The organism is Alteribacter natronophilus, from assembly GCF_006007885.1.
Taxonomy (GTDB): Bacteria; Bacillota; Bacilli; order Bacillales; family Salisediminibacteriaceae; genus Alteribacter; species Alteribacter natronophilus.
On sequence record NZ_VCRO01000003.1, the window covers coordinates 353,054 to 369,631 of the forward strand.

Genomic DNA, 16,578 nt, shown 5'->3' on the forward strand with positions numbered 1-16,578 from the left:
TTCCGATTCTCATCCTGAACACTTTCCTTATGTCCCAGCCTCGTCCGCTTCTTCTCATCCGTGTTTCCATTTCAGGCTGCTTTTCCCGGTTGAATTTCACGCAGCCCCCATTAAAATCTGCGCTTGTTCTCGCCCTTCATCACGATCTGTTCGTTGAGGTGGCGGATCCTTTCCATGATCCGCTTCGCTTTCAGTTCCTCGACGTTCTCCACTCCGCCCCGGTTTGTATAGGCGAGGTGACCTTCCAGTTCATCCATTTCATAATTGGAGGTAAACACCGTCGGAAGCTTTTCCATCATCCGGTACTGGAGAAGTGCCCCGAGAATATCGTCACGGACCCAGGCACTCATCGTTTCAGCTCCAATGTCATCAAGAATCAGCACCGGGGCACGTTTTACCATATCGAGTTTATCCTGATACGTTCCGTCGTTGATTCCCTGCTTGAGCTCACGGAAAAAGTCCGGTGTATAGATAATCATCGATTCGATTTCCCGCTCGGCGAGGGCATTGCTGACAGCTCCCATAAGATAGGTTTTCCCGACGCCGAATGAGCCGGTAATGTAGAGACCCCGCCCCGTTTCACCTGGGACTGTTTCATAGGCAAACTGCATCGCCCTGGCAATGGCCTCCACACGTGTTTCGTTGTCTTGGTCGATGTCGTCAAACGTGACAGCCACGATTTCCTTGGGAACGTATAGACTTTTAATAAATGACGCCTGTCTTTTCCGCTCATCCGCCCTGCGCTTCAGCGGACACGGATGATAGCTGATCTGGATATCCTCTCTGTAGATGGAGAGGGACGGCTGATATCCTTTCATGAGATTCGGGCACTGTTCCAGCCCGGGACAGTGATCACAGTTTGTCCACTCTTTTTTATACTGAAAGAGGTCATTCAGATGACGTTCCACCTGATCCCGTGTGACTTCTTTATTTTCGTTTAGGAATTCCTTGATCCGTCTGTCTTTCAGGACGTCCTGGAAAAGCGCCTCAAAGCGCTTTTCAAAGTCGCCTCCCGACAGTTTACGGATTGATTTTCCGATCGGGTCCATCTGACTGCCCCCTTACTTCTTTTTATATTTTTCCTTAAGCTTTGCAAGCTCTTCCCGCTTCTGCTCCAGGCCTGCGTCCGGCTTATCCGCTGCCGGCTCCGGTGCTTTCTGTTCAGCTGTTTCTTCACGGCTCTTCTGCTCTTCCAGCCACTTCGGCAGTCTTTCCCGTCTGACCGGCTTTTTCCGGCCGCCGCTCTGTCTGGTCCGGCCGTCTTTTTTCGCTTCGGCAAACTGTTTTCGGTTTTTGTACTCCTGTTTCGCAATTTCCATCGCCTGTTTGACGGTGGAGATATTTTTCCTTGACCACTGTCCGGCAATTTTATCTGCAAACCCTTTAGTGAGTTTCATTTCATTAATCATGAGAATGTAATCGATCAGAACGTTTACCACACCTGGTGTGAGGCGGTAATCAAGCATCAGGTGCTCGACAATTTCCATATCACCCGGTGGAACTTTTGCACCGTCACTTACGTTCTGAAGCATTTCCATCGGTGAAGTTGTTTCATAATACAGGATCATTTTTTCAGCTTCCGTTTCCGGTTCCTTCTGCTGTGTAACCAGATGAACGGGCTGACGCCGAAGGGCAAGACTCGGCGGGTTATGACTGTATTGCATTCTGTACCGGCGCTGCACCTGGGCTCGGAGTGCCTTCATATCCAGTTCATCATCGTGGAGCATTGTATCCTGGACAAACTTGCTCATTTCAAGAGGCTCAACCTTATATACGAAAGCCAGCTGTGAAACAGCCCTTTTCACCTTTTCCCTGCCAAGTGCCTCCTTATTTACAAACGGAGGCAGGTCTGCCAGCATCAGATCGTAATCAAAATCCTTCCCCGAAAACGCGTATCCCTCTTTGCTCTTCTGACCGCGGAGGTTTTTTTCACCGGACTGCAGGTCTTCATCGTAGGAAACCATTTCGGACTGGTGGAGACTCTTGAAAACCTCATCAAATGAACGGGTCACTTCTTCTGCGTTTTCAAGGCTCTTCCGTTCAACCGTAAACCGGTCCCTGATCCTGCGGAACTGTTCCTTCCCAAGCCGGTTATAAAGAAACACGCTCAGATCGTCCTGAAAAAAGGCAGCCGGACTGAGCGGCTTACGGAGTTCGTAAATATACAGTACTTCGTCATCTGATTTTTCCCGGTAGGCCGCAAGAAGACCGATCGCCTCAAGCTTTTTCCGTTCCTGAAATATTTCATCCAGGGGCCTGCCCGTTAAAACCATCAGGGTCTGATGCTTTCTTTCCCGGCTCTCGACGGTACTGCCCTCAGCTTCCGCCCACAGTGTCAAATAAAGACTGTAGGCGAGAGAGCCGATCAGCGGCTGGTAGAGAAGCGTCAGCACATCACGGTCTGTTTCGTGAATCCGGTCTTTCATCTGGACTATATACCGGTCAATCGGCAGCAGCTCTTTCCAGTGCATAAGGTCATCCATCCTGTTCAGAATTTGTCTGTACTCATTGTACCAGAGAGTGCAGCATGTCTCTAACCCCAAATAATAGACATGAAGAAAGAGCCTTCCCTGTCGGTAAGGCTCTGTACAGTCATGGATTTATTTCCGGTCCGCCCGCTTAAGCAGGTCCTTCAGTTCATCGACGAATACGTTAATATCCTTAAACTGGCGGTAAACTGAAGCAAAACGGACATAGGCCACATCGTCAATGAGAGCCAGCCGCTCCATTACCTGTTCGCCGATCTCATGGCTGTCCACTTCCGCTCCCCCGCGGTTTCTCAGCTCACGTTCCACTTCATCAGTTACAGCTTCAAGTTTTTCCAGTGGAACCGGCCGTTTTTCACAGGCACGGATGAGACCTCTCAGCATTTTTTCCCTGCTGAATTCCTCACGATTGCCGTCTTTTTTCACCACAATGAGAGGCGTCTTCTCTACACGTTCAAATGTGGTAAAACGGTAGCCGCAGCCATCACATTCCCTGCGCCTCCGGATTGAACGCCCTTCATCACTGGGGCGTGAGTCCAGGACCCGTGTTCCGTTATTTTGACAGCTTGGACATTTCATCGAATCCTCTCCGTTTCTGCCGGAAGTTTAGAGCCCTTTCGTCAAATCTTCACCGAGTCCGGTACCGACGAAGGTCAGGCGGCTGTTTACATTCTTATAAAGCTCATAGACAAGCTTACGGCTGTAGCCGAAATCAGTCGGCATCACAGTCTCTGTAGTAACGGAAAAATCAAGGGCTGTACGGTAAGGCCGCACCATGATCACCGTAGCCACTATGAACACACTTTTGCCGGCATCAGAACGGATAATCATTTCCCCCCGTTCAGGAGATACAGACTGGACGCTCAGTCCCTGGCGCTGGCCGATCATCGCTTCAACTTCTTTAAGGACCTTATCTTTTGACGATTTATAATAATGTGTCCGGAGATTTTCGTCCGGATGATCTTCCCGGGTTTCTGTGCTGCTGCTTATGTATTTTCTTACAGTATCTTTAAATCCCATTATTCATCCCACCTTAGCACCTTTAAGAATAGCAGGAAATAACAGACGATTCAATCTCCCGGTGCGAAAACAGCAGAAATACGGGGAATCAGCGCGAAAATGATCCGGTATATTTCCCGGGACGTGTCCTATATTTTAGGAATCCCTCCTTGAAAAGGACTGATCGTAATGGAACTGCTTCAATTTGTCGTCGATGACGCTCTTATACTCATCCCCGTTCTCATGATCTTTGGTAAACTGCTGAAACAGACCCCCTGGCTCAGTGACTGGGTGATTCCCTATATCCTTTTAGCAGCAGGTATCATCCTTACTGGTATGCTGCTCGGGTTCTCCTTTTCCTCTTTTATTCAGGGCGTACTTGTGACCGGTGCCGCTGTTTTTGGCCACCAGCTGATCCGCCAGACACAGAAGGGAAAAAAAGCAGGTTTCCATGTCCGGCAGAAAAGAAACTGAGGATGAGAGTTTACAAGACCAAAAACAGCTCTGCATGCCAATATTCGGCTTCAGAGCTGTTTGCCTTGAATCAAAACTGCTGCTTTTTTAACGGACTTCGTTTTCCTCCTCTTTCTCCCTTGAAACAAGGGCTTCAATTCTGCTTACAGCATCCCCTGGGTGAAGCCACAAATCAGGTTCCAGGCCGATTCCTTCCTGAGCCAGGTTCTCGGGATGATAGTTAAAAGCGGAAGGAACACTCATCACAAGATTGGTGTTCGGCAGCTCCCAGAGTAACGCACCGCCGCTGTTTAAAGCCCCAGCTGTACTCGTCCCGATAATGATTGTATTGTCCACATGTTTCATCACCTGGGTCATAAATTCGGCTGCCGATGCCGTATACTCATCCGTAATCACAAAGATGACTGAGTCCTCGTTTTCCGCTCTCCGGTAGGCGGAATACATCCTTGTCCACCGCGGTTCCTCAAGCGGCATAATGAAGCCCCGGTACCCGCCGATCTGACTCCAGAAAGGATCTTCCACGACACCGCGGGAACGATAGTACTCCTCTGTTTCTTCATAGACTGCATAGCCTGTATTTGAGTAAAGATAAAGCATGTAATCTCCAAACCCCGGGCTAATGCCAAAGTGCTGACGATGCCAGTCAATGGCAAACTCCGGATAGCCGCCGGGATTACTCGTCAGATCCAGTATCCAGTACGGCTCGTCCTCAAACATCTCCGCCTCTTTCATGAGTCCTTCGGCCGTAACATCGCTGTCTTCGTAAAAAAAGAAGTCCTTCAGCGCAAATACCGGAATTTCCCCGCTCGTATCAACTCCCGATTCCCCGGTCGTGTAGGAAGCCGAAGTCCAGGAAAGCCCAACTTCCTTTACGGTTTCATCCATGGTTATTTCAAGGTCCTTTTCCGGCTCCTGATCACTGAAATGGCCAGGTATGTATACAAACTCCCCATCTTCACTGAGGGAGGGAAGCAGATAATCCTCCACTGACCTGTCCCCGTTTATATGTTTCAGCGTCTCCCCTGTCCCGGTATGGATATAACGGCCTTCCTCCGTTTTGTAAAACAGGATATCCCCGTTCATATAAAGACGGTGATCTTTCGGGGTAACAAGGCTCCCGTTTACAGTGAAGTGGGTATCACGGATAAATGAGTAGTGCTCCCGAATCGTTTCCTCCATTATACTTGGACTGATCGTTTCCCCGGGTGCGTACTTTTTCTCAATCTCCTCAATTGCTTGATCCCGAGCCTGTTCGAATGCTTCGTCGCCACCGTTGGCCCCGTAAAGGGCGTACTGATATTTGAGTACGCTGTGAAAGTAATGTAAATCCTCAATAAACTGGTCAGGCTCAGCCGACATTGGCGCATCACCCGATAGCCTGATGTTCTCCAGCTCCTCTTTGGAGAGTTCTTCATCCTCTGCTTCCGAATAGTCGTACAGGTAATCATCCACATTGAAATCATCTGCCGGATCCCCTGCCCGGTTTTCACCGGCAAGAGACAATATACGGCCGATACCCGTTTCATAATGGTGTTCGTCTTCCGGTTCCATGTCCGTTATTTCCTCTGCCGCCTCTTCGTCCAAAGCGGTGCAGGCAGTGAGCGTAAGCAGAACCGCTGCCCCTGTTACCCGTTTAAACATCTCAGTTCCCCCTCTTTGAAAAAGTTACGGATGAGCGCCCGGCAGGTTTCATTGAGCAGGAGGGAAACTCATCCAATAAAAAAACGCAGCCCCGGAACCGGAAGCTGCGTTTCTTTTAATGATTTATTTTCAAGTACTGAGTACCGGGGCCTTCTTTGTTCCGGGAACACTGACAGGTCCCATCCCCCTTGGTACTTCTACTGTTTCCGATGTGCCTGCGTCAAGACTCTTTGCGATATAGTCAGATGCCACGTTCGGGTCAATTCTGTCCCCGCACGTGTAAACGTCAATGCTTGCATAGCCGTGCTCGGGAAAGCTGTGGATAGTCAGGTGTGATTCACTTATGATCACAACTCCGCTGACTCCGTGCGGCGCAAACTTATGAAACGCCACTTCCCGGATTTCTGCACCTGCTTCAAGTGCCGCATTTACAAATGTTCTTTCGATAAAGTCCATGTCATTGAGCTTGTCGACGCTGCAGTTCCAAAGCTCGGCAATGACGTGCCGTCCCATGGTTTCCATACCGAATCCCCCTCTAACGTAGTTTCATGCCTTCATTAAGCATGGAGGATCCCGACTGCTGCGGGGGAAAGTTAGTCCAGAGAGGTCCTAACCCTTAAGGGGCTGTTCAACTGCCAGTTGAAACGGCCACTTGCAGCGGTCGATCCTTCTTTTGCTTTTATGCGAAGATCACGAAAAATAGTATACTTTGAAAGGAATTCTAATGCAATCTTTTTTTCCGGGACGGACTACGCCGTTACCTCAGTCTCTTTTTTTAACTGGCCCGCAACCAGCTCCATAAGATCCACGACTCTGCAGGAATAACCCCATTCATTGTCATACCATGCGAGCACTTTTACCTGGCGGTCATTCATCACCATTGTGGAAAGCCCGTCGATGATAGAGGAATTCTCGTTACCGTTAAAGTCGATGCTTACAAGCGGATCGTCTGTGTAGCCGAGAATACCATTGAGGTCCTCTTTTGCAGCACGGCGAAGCACATCATTGACCTGTTCCACCGTCACGTCGGAGTAAAGATCCACAACGAGATCGACGAGAGAAACGTTTGGTGTCGGTACACGCAGTGCCATTCCGTTCAGTTTCCCTTCCAGCTCAGGCAATACTTTTGAGATGGCCTTTGCTGCCCCTGTTGTGGTCGGAATAATGGACTGACCGCATGCCCGGGCACGGCGGAGATCCTTGTGGGGATTATCGATGTTTTTCTGATCGTTTGTATAGGAGTGAACGGTTGTCATCATACCGGACTCGATACCGAATGCATCGTTAAGTACTTTTGCCACAGGAGCAAGACAGTTTGTCGTGCAGGAGGCATTGGAGATAATATGGTGGGAGGATGGATCGTAATCCCCGTCATTCACACCCATAACGATGGTAATGTCTTCATCTTTTCCAGGGGCCGTAATAATGACTTTTTTTGCACCGGCCTGAAGGTGATAGGAAGCTGTTTCCTTTGTTTTAAATTTACCCGTCGCTTCGACAACGATATCCACACCCATGTCATCCCACGGGAGAGTCAGCGGGTCACGGCTGTTAAGCAGCAAAACCTTGGAACCGTTTACAATTAAATGGTCATCGTGCGCTTCCACATCTCCGAGGAATGGCCCGTGAATGGTGTCGTACTTGATCAGGTGAGCGAGAGTTTCAGCAGGATAGGAAGCATTAATAGCCACAACCTCAAGCTTCGTGTCCAGCACTGCTTTTCTGAAAACCATGCGGCCGATGCGGCCAAATCCGTTAATGGCGACTGTCGTCATATGAAAGACCCCTTCCTTATATATGCCATACTAATAAGTGTATTTGCATTTTTAGTATAACATATTCTATGCTTCGCGGATGGAATTTTCGAATGTTTTTTTTAGAATGTGCAGTTGTACCGGGTCCCCTTGGCGGTTATTTTCCCGCAGGATTTACCCTGCTGCAGAGTGATCGTTCATTCGGGCGGGAAATCCGCTCATAATGCAGGAGGTTCCGCCCGTAAATTCCAGGTTTCCACTCATAACACCAGGGTTTCCGCCCGTAAATCCGTTGTTCCCCCTCCTCCCCCGGATGAACGACGGTGCCCCGTCTCTTCGTCCTGTAAAACAGCATAAAAACAGCGCAGCCTGATCCCGGCTGCGCGCTAACCTATTTCTTTATTACGCCCCACTTTGCCAGGACGTTTTTCACCTGTTCCTCAGTTTCAGCGACAGTCCCTGTATTGTCCACGGTTTCATTCACACGAGCCCGCTTATCCCCCAGGGGCATCTGGGAACGGATCCGGCTTCTGGCATCAGCTTCGCCAGCCTGGTCACGTTCCATCAGACGGGTAAGCTGGGTCTGTTCGTCTACATAAACGAGCAGACTTTTGTCCACCAGATAATCCAGTTCACTTTCGATCAGCAGGGGAATATCCAGCACAACGTGAGCGTACCCTCTATGAAGCCAGTCGTCACGCTGGCGCTTCATTTCCTCCCGGACTGCCGGGTGGACAATGCTGTTCAGCGTGTTCCGTTTTTCTTCATCGTTAAAAATAATACTCCCGAGCGCTTTCCGGTTGAGTGTGCCATCCTCAAACAGCACCTCTTCTCCGAAGGCCCGGACAATTTTCCCGTAAGCCGGCTGGCCGGGCTCCACAACGTCCCGGGCAATCCGGTCAGCGTCAACAACGGGAATGTCCCATTTCCCAAACATGGAGGAAACCGTACTTTTCCCGCTTGCAATACCGCCTGTCAAACCAATGATCATAACGTAGTCACCTGCTTCCGGTACCGTCATCCTGACCGTCTGCCAGTGGCACCTGCTACAGCTTCCAGATACCGATAAGAATAAGGACTGCACCGGGGATAAAGGAGAAACGTTTCATCCACTTCGTGTCAGCAAAGAGGTGTCCGCTTTTCATCCCAAGTGTGAGACAGAGAGCACACATAACAGCTACACTGGTGGCAAGGATTACCGGTGAAAACCCGATCAGAGCAGCCCCGAGACCTGCACCAAATGCATCAAGGGACAGGGCAAGACCAAGCAGAAATGCTTCTCTGCCTGTAATCGTCCCTGAGTTATCAAGGTCGGCCACCATCGGTTTTCGCAGTACAGTGATGACGATTCCAAGTTTCTTAATTTCGAAGTTGAAAATAAATTCCTTTTCCTCTTTCGTTTTCCGGTCTTTTTTCGCCGGGCTGTAAATCTGGTACAGCGCCCACGCTCCGATCATGACGAGAATCAGCCCGCCGATGGATTCGGCAGCCGAAGGGGTCAGCACATTTGCGATGGCTGATCCGATTGTCATGGCGACGAGGATTGAGGTCGCTGAACAGACGGCAATAAAACCAAGGGATTTCAGGGGCAGTTTCATCTTTCTCAACCCGTATGTGAGACCGACACCGAAGCTGTCAAGGCTTACAGCGAAGGCGAGAAGCAGCAGAGATAGTAATTCAACCATGAAGCAGTGCTCCTTTCCTCAACTATCAATTACGATAGTATATGGCAGGAGCCCATCCAAAGTACGGAGGAATTTTGGGCTGCTTTTCCGATCCCGGCAATACGTTGTACCACAGCTCCGCTTCACAACTTCTGCCCGCTTCTCCCCACGGTGCTTTCAGCTGAAAAAGAGAATCTCTTCCTGAGGAAAGCATGCACCTGCAGCAAAATTCATACCTTTACCCGAATCTCAGCCGGCCTACCTGCTTCCCTGACAGGCTGGACACGTATGCGTCCCGCGGCCGCCGACAACGGTTTTTTCTACGGGTTGCCCGCACTGTTTGCACGGTTCTCCCGTTCTTCCGTAAACGAACAGCTTCTGCTGGAACATGCCCATTTCCCCCTGGCCGTTTACATACGACTTAATGGAAGAGCCGCCCTGTTCAACCGCATCCTTCAGGGTTTTTACGATGCTCGAATGAAGCCTGACTGCCTCCTCCTCCGTAATCGTATTCCCCGGGCGCTCCGGATGAATCCCGGAGAGAAACAGTGCCTCATCCACGTAAATGTTTCCAAGACCTGCAAGAACCGTCTGGTCAAGGAGTGCGGATTTCACATGCCGGGTTGTTTTCAGAAGCTTTTCCCGCAAATGGACCGGAGTGAAAGCATCGGTAAAAGGTTCCACCCCGAGATGGGAAAGAGGAAGATGGTGCATCTCCTCTCCTCTTTCAAACAGATGCATCGTGCCGAATTTCCGGACGTCCCTGTATCGGAGTTCCTCCCCGTCTTTCAGTACGAATCGGACATGCGTATGTTTATCGGGCTCTTCTTCAGCCCGGTAAACGCCGTAACGCCCTTCCATGCGGAGGTGGGAAACGAGGGTCCACGTATCAAGATAAAACAGAAGGAATTTGCCCCGGCGGCCGATCCGCTGAATCGTTTCGCCCTTCAGCATATCTTTAAAGGCTTTGACGTCATCGGGACGCTTAATCATCCGGGGCCAGCCCACCACCACATCTTCAATTGTCTTTCCGACAGCAAGCTGTTCGAGCGTTCTTTTTACCGTCTCAACTTCCGGCAGTTCCGGCATCTTCAGTCACTCCTTTAACCCTTACTTTGCGTCGTACCACGTATCCCCATAGGACACATCCACCTTAAGAGGCACGTCGAGCTTAATCGCCCCTTCCATAACTTCGGGTACGAGCTGTTTCATCGTATCAATTTCATCTTCCGGCACTTCAAAAATCAGTTCATCGTGTACAGATAGAAGAAGGCTGGACCTGAGCTGTTTTTCTTCCATTTTCTCTGCGATATCCACCATCGCTTTTTTGATAATGTCAGCTGCTGTTCCCTGAATCGGTGTATTCATTGCAGTACGCTCCGCAAAGCTCCGCTGGTTGAAATTGCGGCTCGTAATTTCAGGGAGGTAGCGGCGGCGGTTGAGCATGGTCGTTACGTAGCCAGTGTCACGGGCTTTTTCCACGATATCGTCCATGTATTCTTTAACACCCGGGAAGCTTTCAAAATAGCGCTCAATAAAGCTTTTCGCTTCCTTACGGGTAATGCCGAGACTTTGTGAAAGCCCGTAATCACTGATTCCGTACACAATTCCGAAGTTAACCGCCTTTGCGGTCCGGCGCATGTTCGCTGTCACTTCATCCCGGTCCACGTGAAACACATCCATCGCGGTTTTCGTGTGGATATCCAGATCTTCCCGGAACGCATGAAGCAGACTGTCATCCTGGCAGATGTGGGCGAGAACGCGCAGCTCGATCTGGGAATAGTCCGCTGCAAAAATAACAGCATTGTCCTGCTCCGGCACAAAGGCGTGACGGATTTTCCTGCCTTCCTCAAGCCGTACGGGGATGTTCTGCAGATTCGGCTCAGTTGAGCTGAGACGCCCCGTCTGCGTAAGGGACTGGTTAAAAATCGTGTGAATCTTCCCGGTCTTTTTATGGATGACTTTCAGCAGCCCTTCAATGTAGGTGCTTTTCAGTTTGCCCAGCTGGCGGTAATGAAGAATCTGCTCCACAATTTCATGCTTGTCCTGCAGCTTCTCAAGAACATCGGCAGAAGTGGAGTAACCGGTTTTTGTTTTCTTTACTACCGGCAGTTCAAGCTTCTCGAACAGAATTTCCCCGAGCTGTTTCGGCGAATTGATGTTAAATTCCGTGCCTGCCATGCTGTGAATATCAGCTTCGATTTTTCCAAGCTTCTCCTCAAGCGCTTCGCCCATATTCTCGAGTTCACTCCGGTCGACGGCTACCCCGTGCTTTTCCATGCGTCCGAGAATGACACTGAGCGGCATTTCAAGCTCATAAAAGAGCTCTTTCTGTTCGTTCTCGGCAAGTTCTTCATCCAGGTCATCCCTCAGGGCAAAAACAGCTGCCGCTTTTCTTCCGAGATGCTGGACAAGGGCCTCTCCTTCCGCTGCTTTCCGCTTTTTCCCCTTTCCGTAAACATCGTCGTCATGCTGAACCCGGACACTTTTCTTACGTACCGAAATGTCCGCCAGATCGTGTGCCCCGGAAGCAGGATCGATCAGATAGGAAGCGATCTGAACGTCGAACACCACACCTTCGAGGACGATATCCTGCCAGCCGAGCGCCACGACGGAACGTTTGGCATCAAACATGTATTTTTCCTTTGATTTATCCTGAGCCCAGTCTGTAAACCGCTCACTGTTAAGTGCAGTCTCAACCGGGATAAAATAAACGCCGTTTTCATTTGCAAGTGAAAATCCGACAATTTCAGCCTGGTGGTAGTTGTCATCCAGGGACTCGACCACGAGCGCTGCAGGTGAAGCAAGAACCTCGTCTGTTAATTCCTCCACCTCAGTGACCTCCAAGGCTTCCATACTCGCGTCCTCAGTCGCTTCTCTGTCGCCGTCAAACTTATTGAGCAGCGAGTTAAACTCCAGCTCTTTTAAAAGTGCAACCAGTTTTTCCTGGTCCGGCTCTTTCCGGCCGGCATCCCCGGGCTTCACTTCGATCGGGGCTTCGCACATAATCGTGGCCAGCTCCTTGCTCATAAACGCCTGTTCCTTGTTGGACTCAAGCTTCTCCTTCAGCTTCTTTCCCGAAACTTCATCAAGGGATTCGTAGACTCCCTCGACGGTACCGTGGGCTTTAAGCAGTTTCAGGGCTGTTTTCTCACCCACCCCCGGCACACCAGGGATGTTGTCGGAGCTGTCTCCCATCAGACCTTTCATGTCAATAATCTGCTCCGGTCTGATGCCGTACTTTTCCCCGATCATCGCTTCATCATATGTATCCATGTTCGTTATGCCTTTTTTCATCATGGCAACTGAAATGCGGTCATCCACAAGCTGCAGAAGATCCTTGTCTCCTGTATAGACCTTCACATCCCATCCATCAGCTGCGGCGTTTCTGCTCAGGGTACCGATAATGTCATCAGCTTCGTAGTTTTCAAGCTCATAGTGTTTAATGTTAAATGCATCCAGAAGCTCCCGCATGTAAGGAAGCTGCTCGGACAGTTCCGCCGGTGTCTTTTCCCGCTTTCCTTTGTATTCCTGGTATGTTTTATGGCGGAACGTTGTTTTACCGGCATCGAACGCCACCAGCATATGGCTAGGATCCTCTTCCTCAAGCACTTTCAGGATCATCGTCGTAAATCCGTAAATCGCATTCGTGTAAATACCTTTTTCAGTGTTCAGAAGCGGCAGGGCAAAAAAAGCCCGGTACGCTACACTGTTTCCGTCCACAAGCACAAGTTTATTGGTCAAAATTACACACCCCAGTCAGTGAATGTCGCACACATTCGTATGCGCATGGTTAGCCTTATTTTATCACGCCTGAAGCAGGATACAAACTGAGTACTGCTTCCTGCGGGAGGGCCGGGAAAATACCGGTAATTGGGATGAAGGGGGAGTTACTGATTTCACGATAAAAAAAGTCAGTAAAATAAAGATGGCCGGAAGCTCAGGGGAGGGCTTCCGGCCAAAACAAGGGGATGTTTAACAAATGCAACCATGAAGATCGCATTCATATGAAACAGTACATGTACAGCATAAAGGATAGACGTAAAGCGGAAATGTCGAAAATGTAAACTTTCTGTAAATGTTTACTCTTTCTTTTTATCTTCCTGTCTCCTTTTAAAGAACGCCAACTTAAACTTTGTCCCCTTGTTTACTTCGCTTGTCACGTCCAGCTTCGCTCTGTGTGCTTCGGCCAGATGCTTGACGATGGCAAGGCCGAGACCGGTTCCCCCTGAGTTTCTCGATCTTGCGGGGTCAACCCGGTAAAAGCGTTCGAACAGACGGGGCAGCTCTTTTCTGCTAATGCCGATCCCCGTATCCTCCACTTCCAGAAGAACCGTTTCCACCTGTTCTTTTATACGGATGGTCACTGCCCCTTCTTCCGGTGTATAGGAAATAGCGTTGTTAACAAGATTGATGATAATCTGCTTGATCCGGTGCGGATCTCCATCAATTTCCGGGTTACCGGAAACCTTTGTTTCAAGAGTGATCTTCTTTTTATCGGCTTTGTCCTGAAGCATCAGTTTCACTTCATCTGCCAGCGTGTGCAGGTTGAGCTGCTGCCAGTCGAGCTGGAAGTGACTCCCTTCAATTTTGGAAAGCTCCAGAAGGTCGGAAATCAGACTTTCGAGCCGGTCGGATTCCTTTGCGATAATGGTGAGAAACTTTTCCCGGTATTCAGGAGACTCCATCGCCCCTGCAAGGAGCGTTTCCGTGAAGCCTTTTAATGATGTGACAGGTGTTTTGAGCTCATGGGAAACGTTTGCCACAAAGTCCTTCCTCGCCTGCTCCAGCTTTTTAAGATCTGTGATGTCGTGAAACACGAGGACGATACCTCTCAGCTTGTCATTTGAGCCGATAATCGGTGCTGCATACACGTCAAAGTGTCGCATCTCAATCCCGATCGGAAGCTCCAGATGCCGCTTTCTGCCTTTTTCAGTAAGAAAGATTTCCTGGACGAGCTTGATGATTTTCCTGTGTTTTATAGCCCTGTAGTACAGCTTGTGAAGCCACTCGTCAGTATCTTCCTGAAAGATCTCCTTGCACGAGCGGTTTACAAGGGTAATGTCCCCCTTCGAGTTGATGAGAAGAAGGCCGCTCCCCATATTTTCAATGAGGGTTTCCAGGTGCTCCTGCTGCATCTGGTACGTTCTTGTCACCTGACTCAGATTCTGGGCCAGTACATTCAGGGACCGGTTCAGGTTTCCGGTTTCGTTCTCTTCCCCTTCGTAGGTACGGGCCTTAAAGTTCCCCTGTGCCAGCTGTTTTGCCACTCTTGTTGCTTCCTCAATCGGGGCAATCATCTGATTGGTAAGCTTCGTTGTAAGGAAAAAGATAATAAGAAAAGCAAGGGAGAAACTGACAAACATGATAATCCAGATGCTTCTGTAAACGCGGTTAAGCTCCCCCAGCTCCAGCCCAAGCCTCAGGTAGCCGATGGTCTGTCCCTCCGCTTCCAGAACAGTAACATAATAAAGGAGTTCCTCATTTAAGGTCCTGCTCATCCGGATTTCCTTGCCTTCCCCTTCCTGAACAGCCTGCTGAATTTCCGGGCGCCCGCTGTAATCAAGGTCCTGCCCTTCTTCATCCACACTTTCGGCAACGACCTGCTGATCTGCAGAAAGAAGCGTGACCCTCAAATCAAGTTCCTCTGCCATTGTTTCAATGAGAGTCTGAAGCTCCTGCTCGTCTTCAAACCCGGTCTGTTCCACATTGTAGGCGACAATCCCGGCTTCCTTTTCGATCCGGTCCCCCATCCGCTCGAAATAAAACTCTTTGAAAAGAGGTCCGAGAAGAGCCCCCAGACTGGCCAGGACGACAAATACAATCACAGCCAGGGGGAAGATAAACCTGGAGCGGTAGCTAGTCATTCAGAACAGGCTCCTCCATTTTATAACCGAGACCTCGAATCGTTTTTATATAAACCGGCTTTTTCGTATTAGGCTCTATTTTCTCCCGCAGGTGGCTGATATGTACGTCCACAATCCGTGTATCACCCACAAACTCATAATTCCAGACAGCGTTCAGGAGCTGGTCCCTTGTCAGTACACGTCCCTTATGATTAACGAGGTATAAAAGCAGTTCAAATTCCTTCGGTGTCAGCTCCAGTACTTTGTTTCTGATAAACACTTCATAGTTATCCGGGTAAATATCCACTTCACCGATGGTTATTTTTTTCTCTTCTTTTACTTTTTCTTTTTCCGGCATCCCTGTCCGTGTGCGCCTCAGAATGGCTCTGATCCGTGCTACTACTTCACGGGGGCTGAACGGTTTCGTAAGATAATCGTCGGCACCGAGTTCGAGTCCCAGTACTTTATCAAACTCGTCATCTTTTGCTGTCAGCATCAGGATTGGCGTCATGACTTTTCTCTGCCTGAGCTGTTTGCAGACTTCCAGACCGTCCATTTCCGGCAGCATGAGATCGAGAACGATGAGATCAAAATGCTGTTCAGCTGCTTCTTCAAGAGCAGCTCTGCCGTTCGTCGCTGTTGTCACGTCGAAACCGGCCTGCTCCAGGTTAAATTCCAGAAGCGTAATAATGGATTCTTCATCGTCAACAACAAGTATTTTCTGAGACATGGCTCATTCCTCCTGTACCTGCTTGCCCCCTTAGCCTAAGCAGAATAAATAGATGATATGTACTGTCTTTCATCCCCGTTGTTTCTATCACCTTTATACTACTATATTTTCCGAAAAAAAACAGCCGGCTCTCCGAAGAGGCGGCTGGTGCTGATTAGAAGTTTTCAAAGGTGCCTGCATCCTGGGTAACAGGCTTCCATGGATATGGCGGACATACAGTAAGTTCTCCCCGGATAACGCAGTCTCCCTCGCTGTCGTTGCCTGAAACTTTGATGAGAACGGAGTGTTTCTTTTCATCAACCTCTGTAACTTCCAGCGAGAGGTGAAGGGTGCCGTAGTGATAAAGTGGTTTCGGATACTCCAGAGTCTGTGAGATGATACTGCTGCCCGGTCCCGGGAGATGGGTGGATACCGTAGCATTTACAAACCCGTTAATCATCAGCTGGGGCACTATAGGCTTTTTAAATGGTGTACGGGCTGCGTAATCGTGCTGAATGTAGATCGGGTTCGCATCGTCTGAGAGCCCAAGGTAAAGGAGAATATCCTTGTCTTCCACTTTTTTTGTTACTTCAGCTTTTTCCCCTGCTTTAATCGAGGAAATAACGCTTCCCAGCTTGCGTTTCTTTGTAAACATGTTCATTCCTCCAGTTCTGAGTTGTCTCAATAACCCTGCGGTAAACGCTTACATTATTAACTTGAAAAAGCTGTTTTCGGGAAGATTGTTGTTTTATTCCACTGCAGGCGGGCGCTTTCACCACAGGCACAAGTGCGACATCCGTTCATGCTTCACGGTGTCTTCTATGCCGCGGGCATCGCTTCAGCCTCCTCGGGAAAAACGCCCTGCGGGGTCTTCACCTGATGCTATTCCCGCCGGAGTCGCCGCCTTTCGCTTCATAATTAATTTGGTCAATATCAACAATCTATACGAACACAGCCATTTGAAAAAGCTGCTTTCGGGAAGATTGCTGTTTTATTCCGCTGCAG

15 protein-coding genes are annotated in these 16,578 nt (G+C 49.5%); 1 reads left to right on the forward strand and 14 read right to left on the reverse strand.

What is annotated here, in order from left to right; all coding sequences use genetic code 11:
* Positions 1-110: 110 nt before the first annotated feature.
* From dnaI to FGB90_RS11705, 4 genes are all read right to left on the reverse strand, one after another.
* On the reverse strand, positions 111-1,049 hold the full coding sequence (gene dnaI, locus FGB90_RS11690; protein WP_138811017.1) for a primosomal protein DnaI: 939 nt from the start codon (positions 1,047-1,049) through the stop codon (positions 111-113).
* Between the two features lie 12 nt (positions 1,050-1,061).
* Positions 1,062-2,471: a replication initiation and membrane attachment family protein gene (locus FGB90_RS11695; protein WP_171051799.1), complete on the reverse strand. Its 1,410-nt coding sequence runs from the start codon at positions 2,469-2,471 to the stop codon at positions 1,062-1,064.
* 129 nt (positions 2,472-2,600) lie between these two features.
* Positions 2,601-3,065: a transcriptional regulator NrdR gene (gene nrdR, locus FGB90_RS11700; protein WP_138811019.1), complete on the reverse strand. Its 465-nt coding sequence runs from the start codon at positions 3,063-3,065 to the stop codon at positions 2,601-2,603.
* A 27-nt stretch (positions 3,066-3,092) separates the two neighbouring features.
* The gene (locus FGB90_RS11705) at positions 3,093-3,506 is read right to left on the reverse strand and encodes a DUF1499 domain-containing protein (protein ID WP_138811020.1); all 414 of its coding nucleotides are present in this window, start codon (positions 3,504-3,506) and stop codon (positions 3,093-3,095) included.
* 168 nt (positions 3,507-3,674) lie between these two features.
* Here FGB90_RS11705 and FGB90_RS11710 point away from each other — a divergent pair, with 168 nt between their 5' ends.
* Positions 3,675-3,959 (forward strand): phage holin family protein, encoded by a 285-nt coding sequence (locus FGB90_RS11710; protein ID WP_138811021.1) that lies wholly within the window; start codon positions 3,675-3,677, stop codon positions 3,957-3,959.
* A gap of 87 nt (positions 3,960-4,046) precedes the next feature.
* On the opposite strand, the gene FGB90_RS11715 is transcribed toward FGB90_RS11710, so the two are convergent.
* The 10 genes from FGB90_RS11715 to FGB90_RS11760 all read right to left on the reverse strand — a co-directional run bounded on the left by FGB90_RS11715 (position 4,047) and on the right by FGB90_RS11760 (position 16,228).
* Positions 4,047-5,600 (reverse strand): S41 family peptidase, encoded by a 1,554-nt coding sequence (locus tag FGB90_RS11715; RefSeq protein WP_138811022.1) that lies wholly within the window; start codon positions 5,598-5,600, stop codon positions 4,047-4,049.
* A 129-nt stretch (positions 5,601-5,729) separates the two neighbouring features.
* Positions 5,730-6,122: an adenosylmethionine decarboxylase gene (gene speD, locus FGB90_RS11720; RefSeq protein ID WP_138811023.1), complete on the reverse strand. Its 393-nt coding sequence runs from the start codon at positions 6,120-6,122 to the stop codon at positions 5,730-5,732.
* A 227-nt stretch (positions 6,123-6,349) separates the two neighbouring features.
* Entirely contained in the window at positions 6,350-7,375 is a 1,026-nt protein-coding gene (locus FGB90_RS11725; protein ID WP_138811024.1) for a glyceraldehyde-3-phosphate dehydrogenase, read from the reverse strand.
* Positions 7,376-7,745: 370 nt separating this feature from the next.
* A complete protein-coding gene (coaE, locus tag FGB90_RS11730) occupies positions 7,746-8,375 on the reverse strand; it encodes a dephospho-CoA kinase (RefSeq protein ID WP_281280046.1) in 630 nt (209 codons plus the stop codon).
* Between the two features lie 25 nt (positions 8,376-8,400).
* Entirely contained in the window at positions 8,401-9,039 is a 639-nt protein-coding gene (gene ytaF / locus FGB90_RS11735; RefSeq protein WP_138811025.1) for a sporulation membrane protein YtaF, read from the reverse strand.
* Positions 9,040-9,276: 237 nt separating this feature from the next.
* A complete protein-coding gene (mutM, locus tag FGB90_RS11740; RefSeq protein WP_138811026.1) occupies positions 9,277-10,107 on the reverse strand; it encodes a DNA-formamidopyrimidine glycosylase in 831 nt (276 codons plus the stop codon).
* 21 nt (positions 10,108-10,128) lie between these two features.
* Positions 10,129-12,762, reverse strand: a complete 2,634-nt coding sequence (polA, locus tag FGB90_RS11745) for a DNA polymerase I (RefSeq protein WP_438502693.1) — start codon at positions 12,760-12,762, stop codon at positions 10,129-10,131.
* Between the two features lie 338 nt (positions 12,763-13,100).
* Complete coding sequence (pnpS, locus tag FGB90_RS11750) at positions 13,101-14,885, reverse strand: two-component system histidine kinase PnpS (protein ID WP_138811028.1); 1,785 nt, start codon at positions 14,883-14,885, stop codon at positions 13,101-13,103.
* Positions 14,878-15,594, reverse strand: coding sequence for a response regulator transcription factor (locus tag FGB90_RS11755; RefSeq protein ID WP_138811029.1), 717 nt, complete (start codon positions 15,592-15,594; stop codon positions 14,878-14,880). Before FGB90_RS11755 ends, pnpS begins: the two co-directional genes overlap by 8 nt.
* Before the next feature lie 154 nt (positions 15,595-15,748).
* Positions 15,749-16,228, reverse strand: coding sequence for a MaoC/PaaZ C-terminal domain-containing protein (locus tag FGB90_RS11760; RefSeq protein ID WP_138811030.1), 480 nt, complete (start codon positions 16,226-16,228; stop codon positions 15,749-15,751).
* Positions 16,229-16,578: the final 350 nt, after the last annotated feature.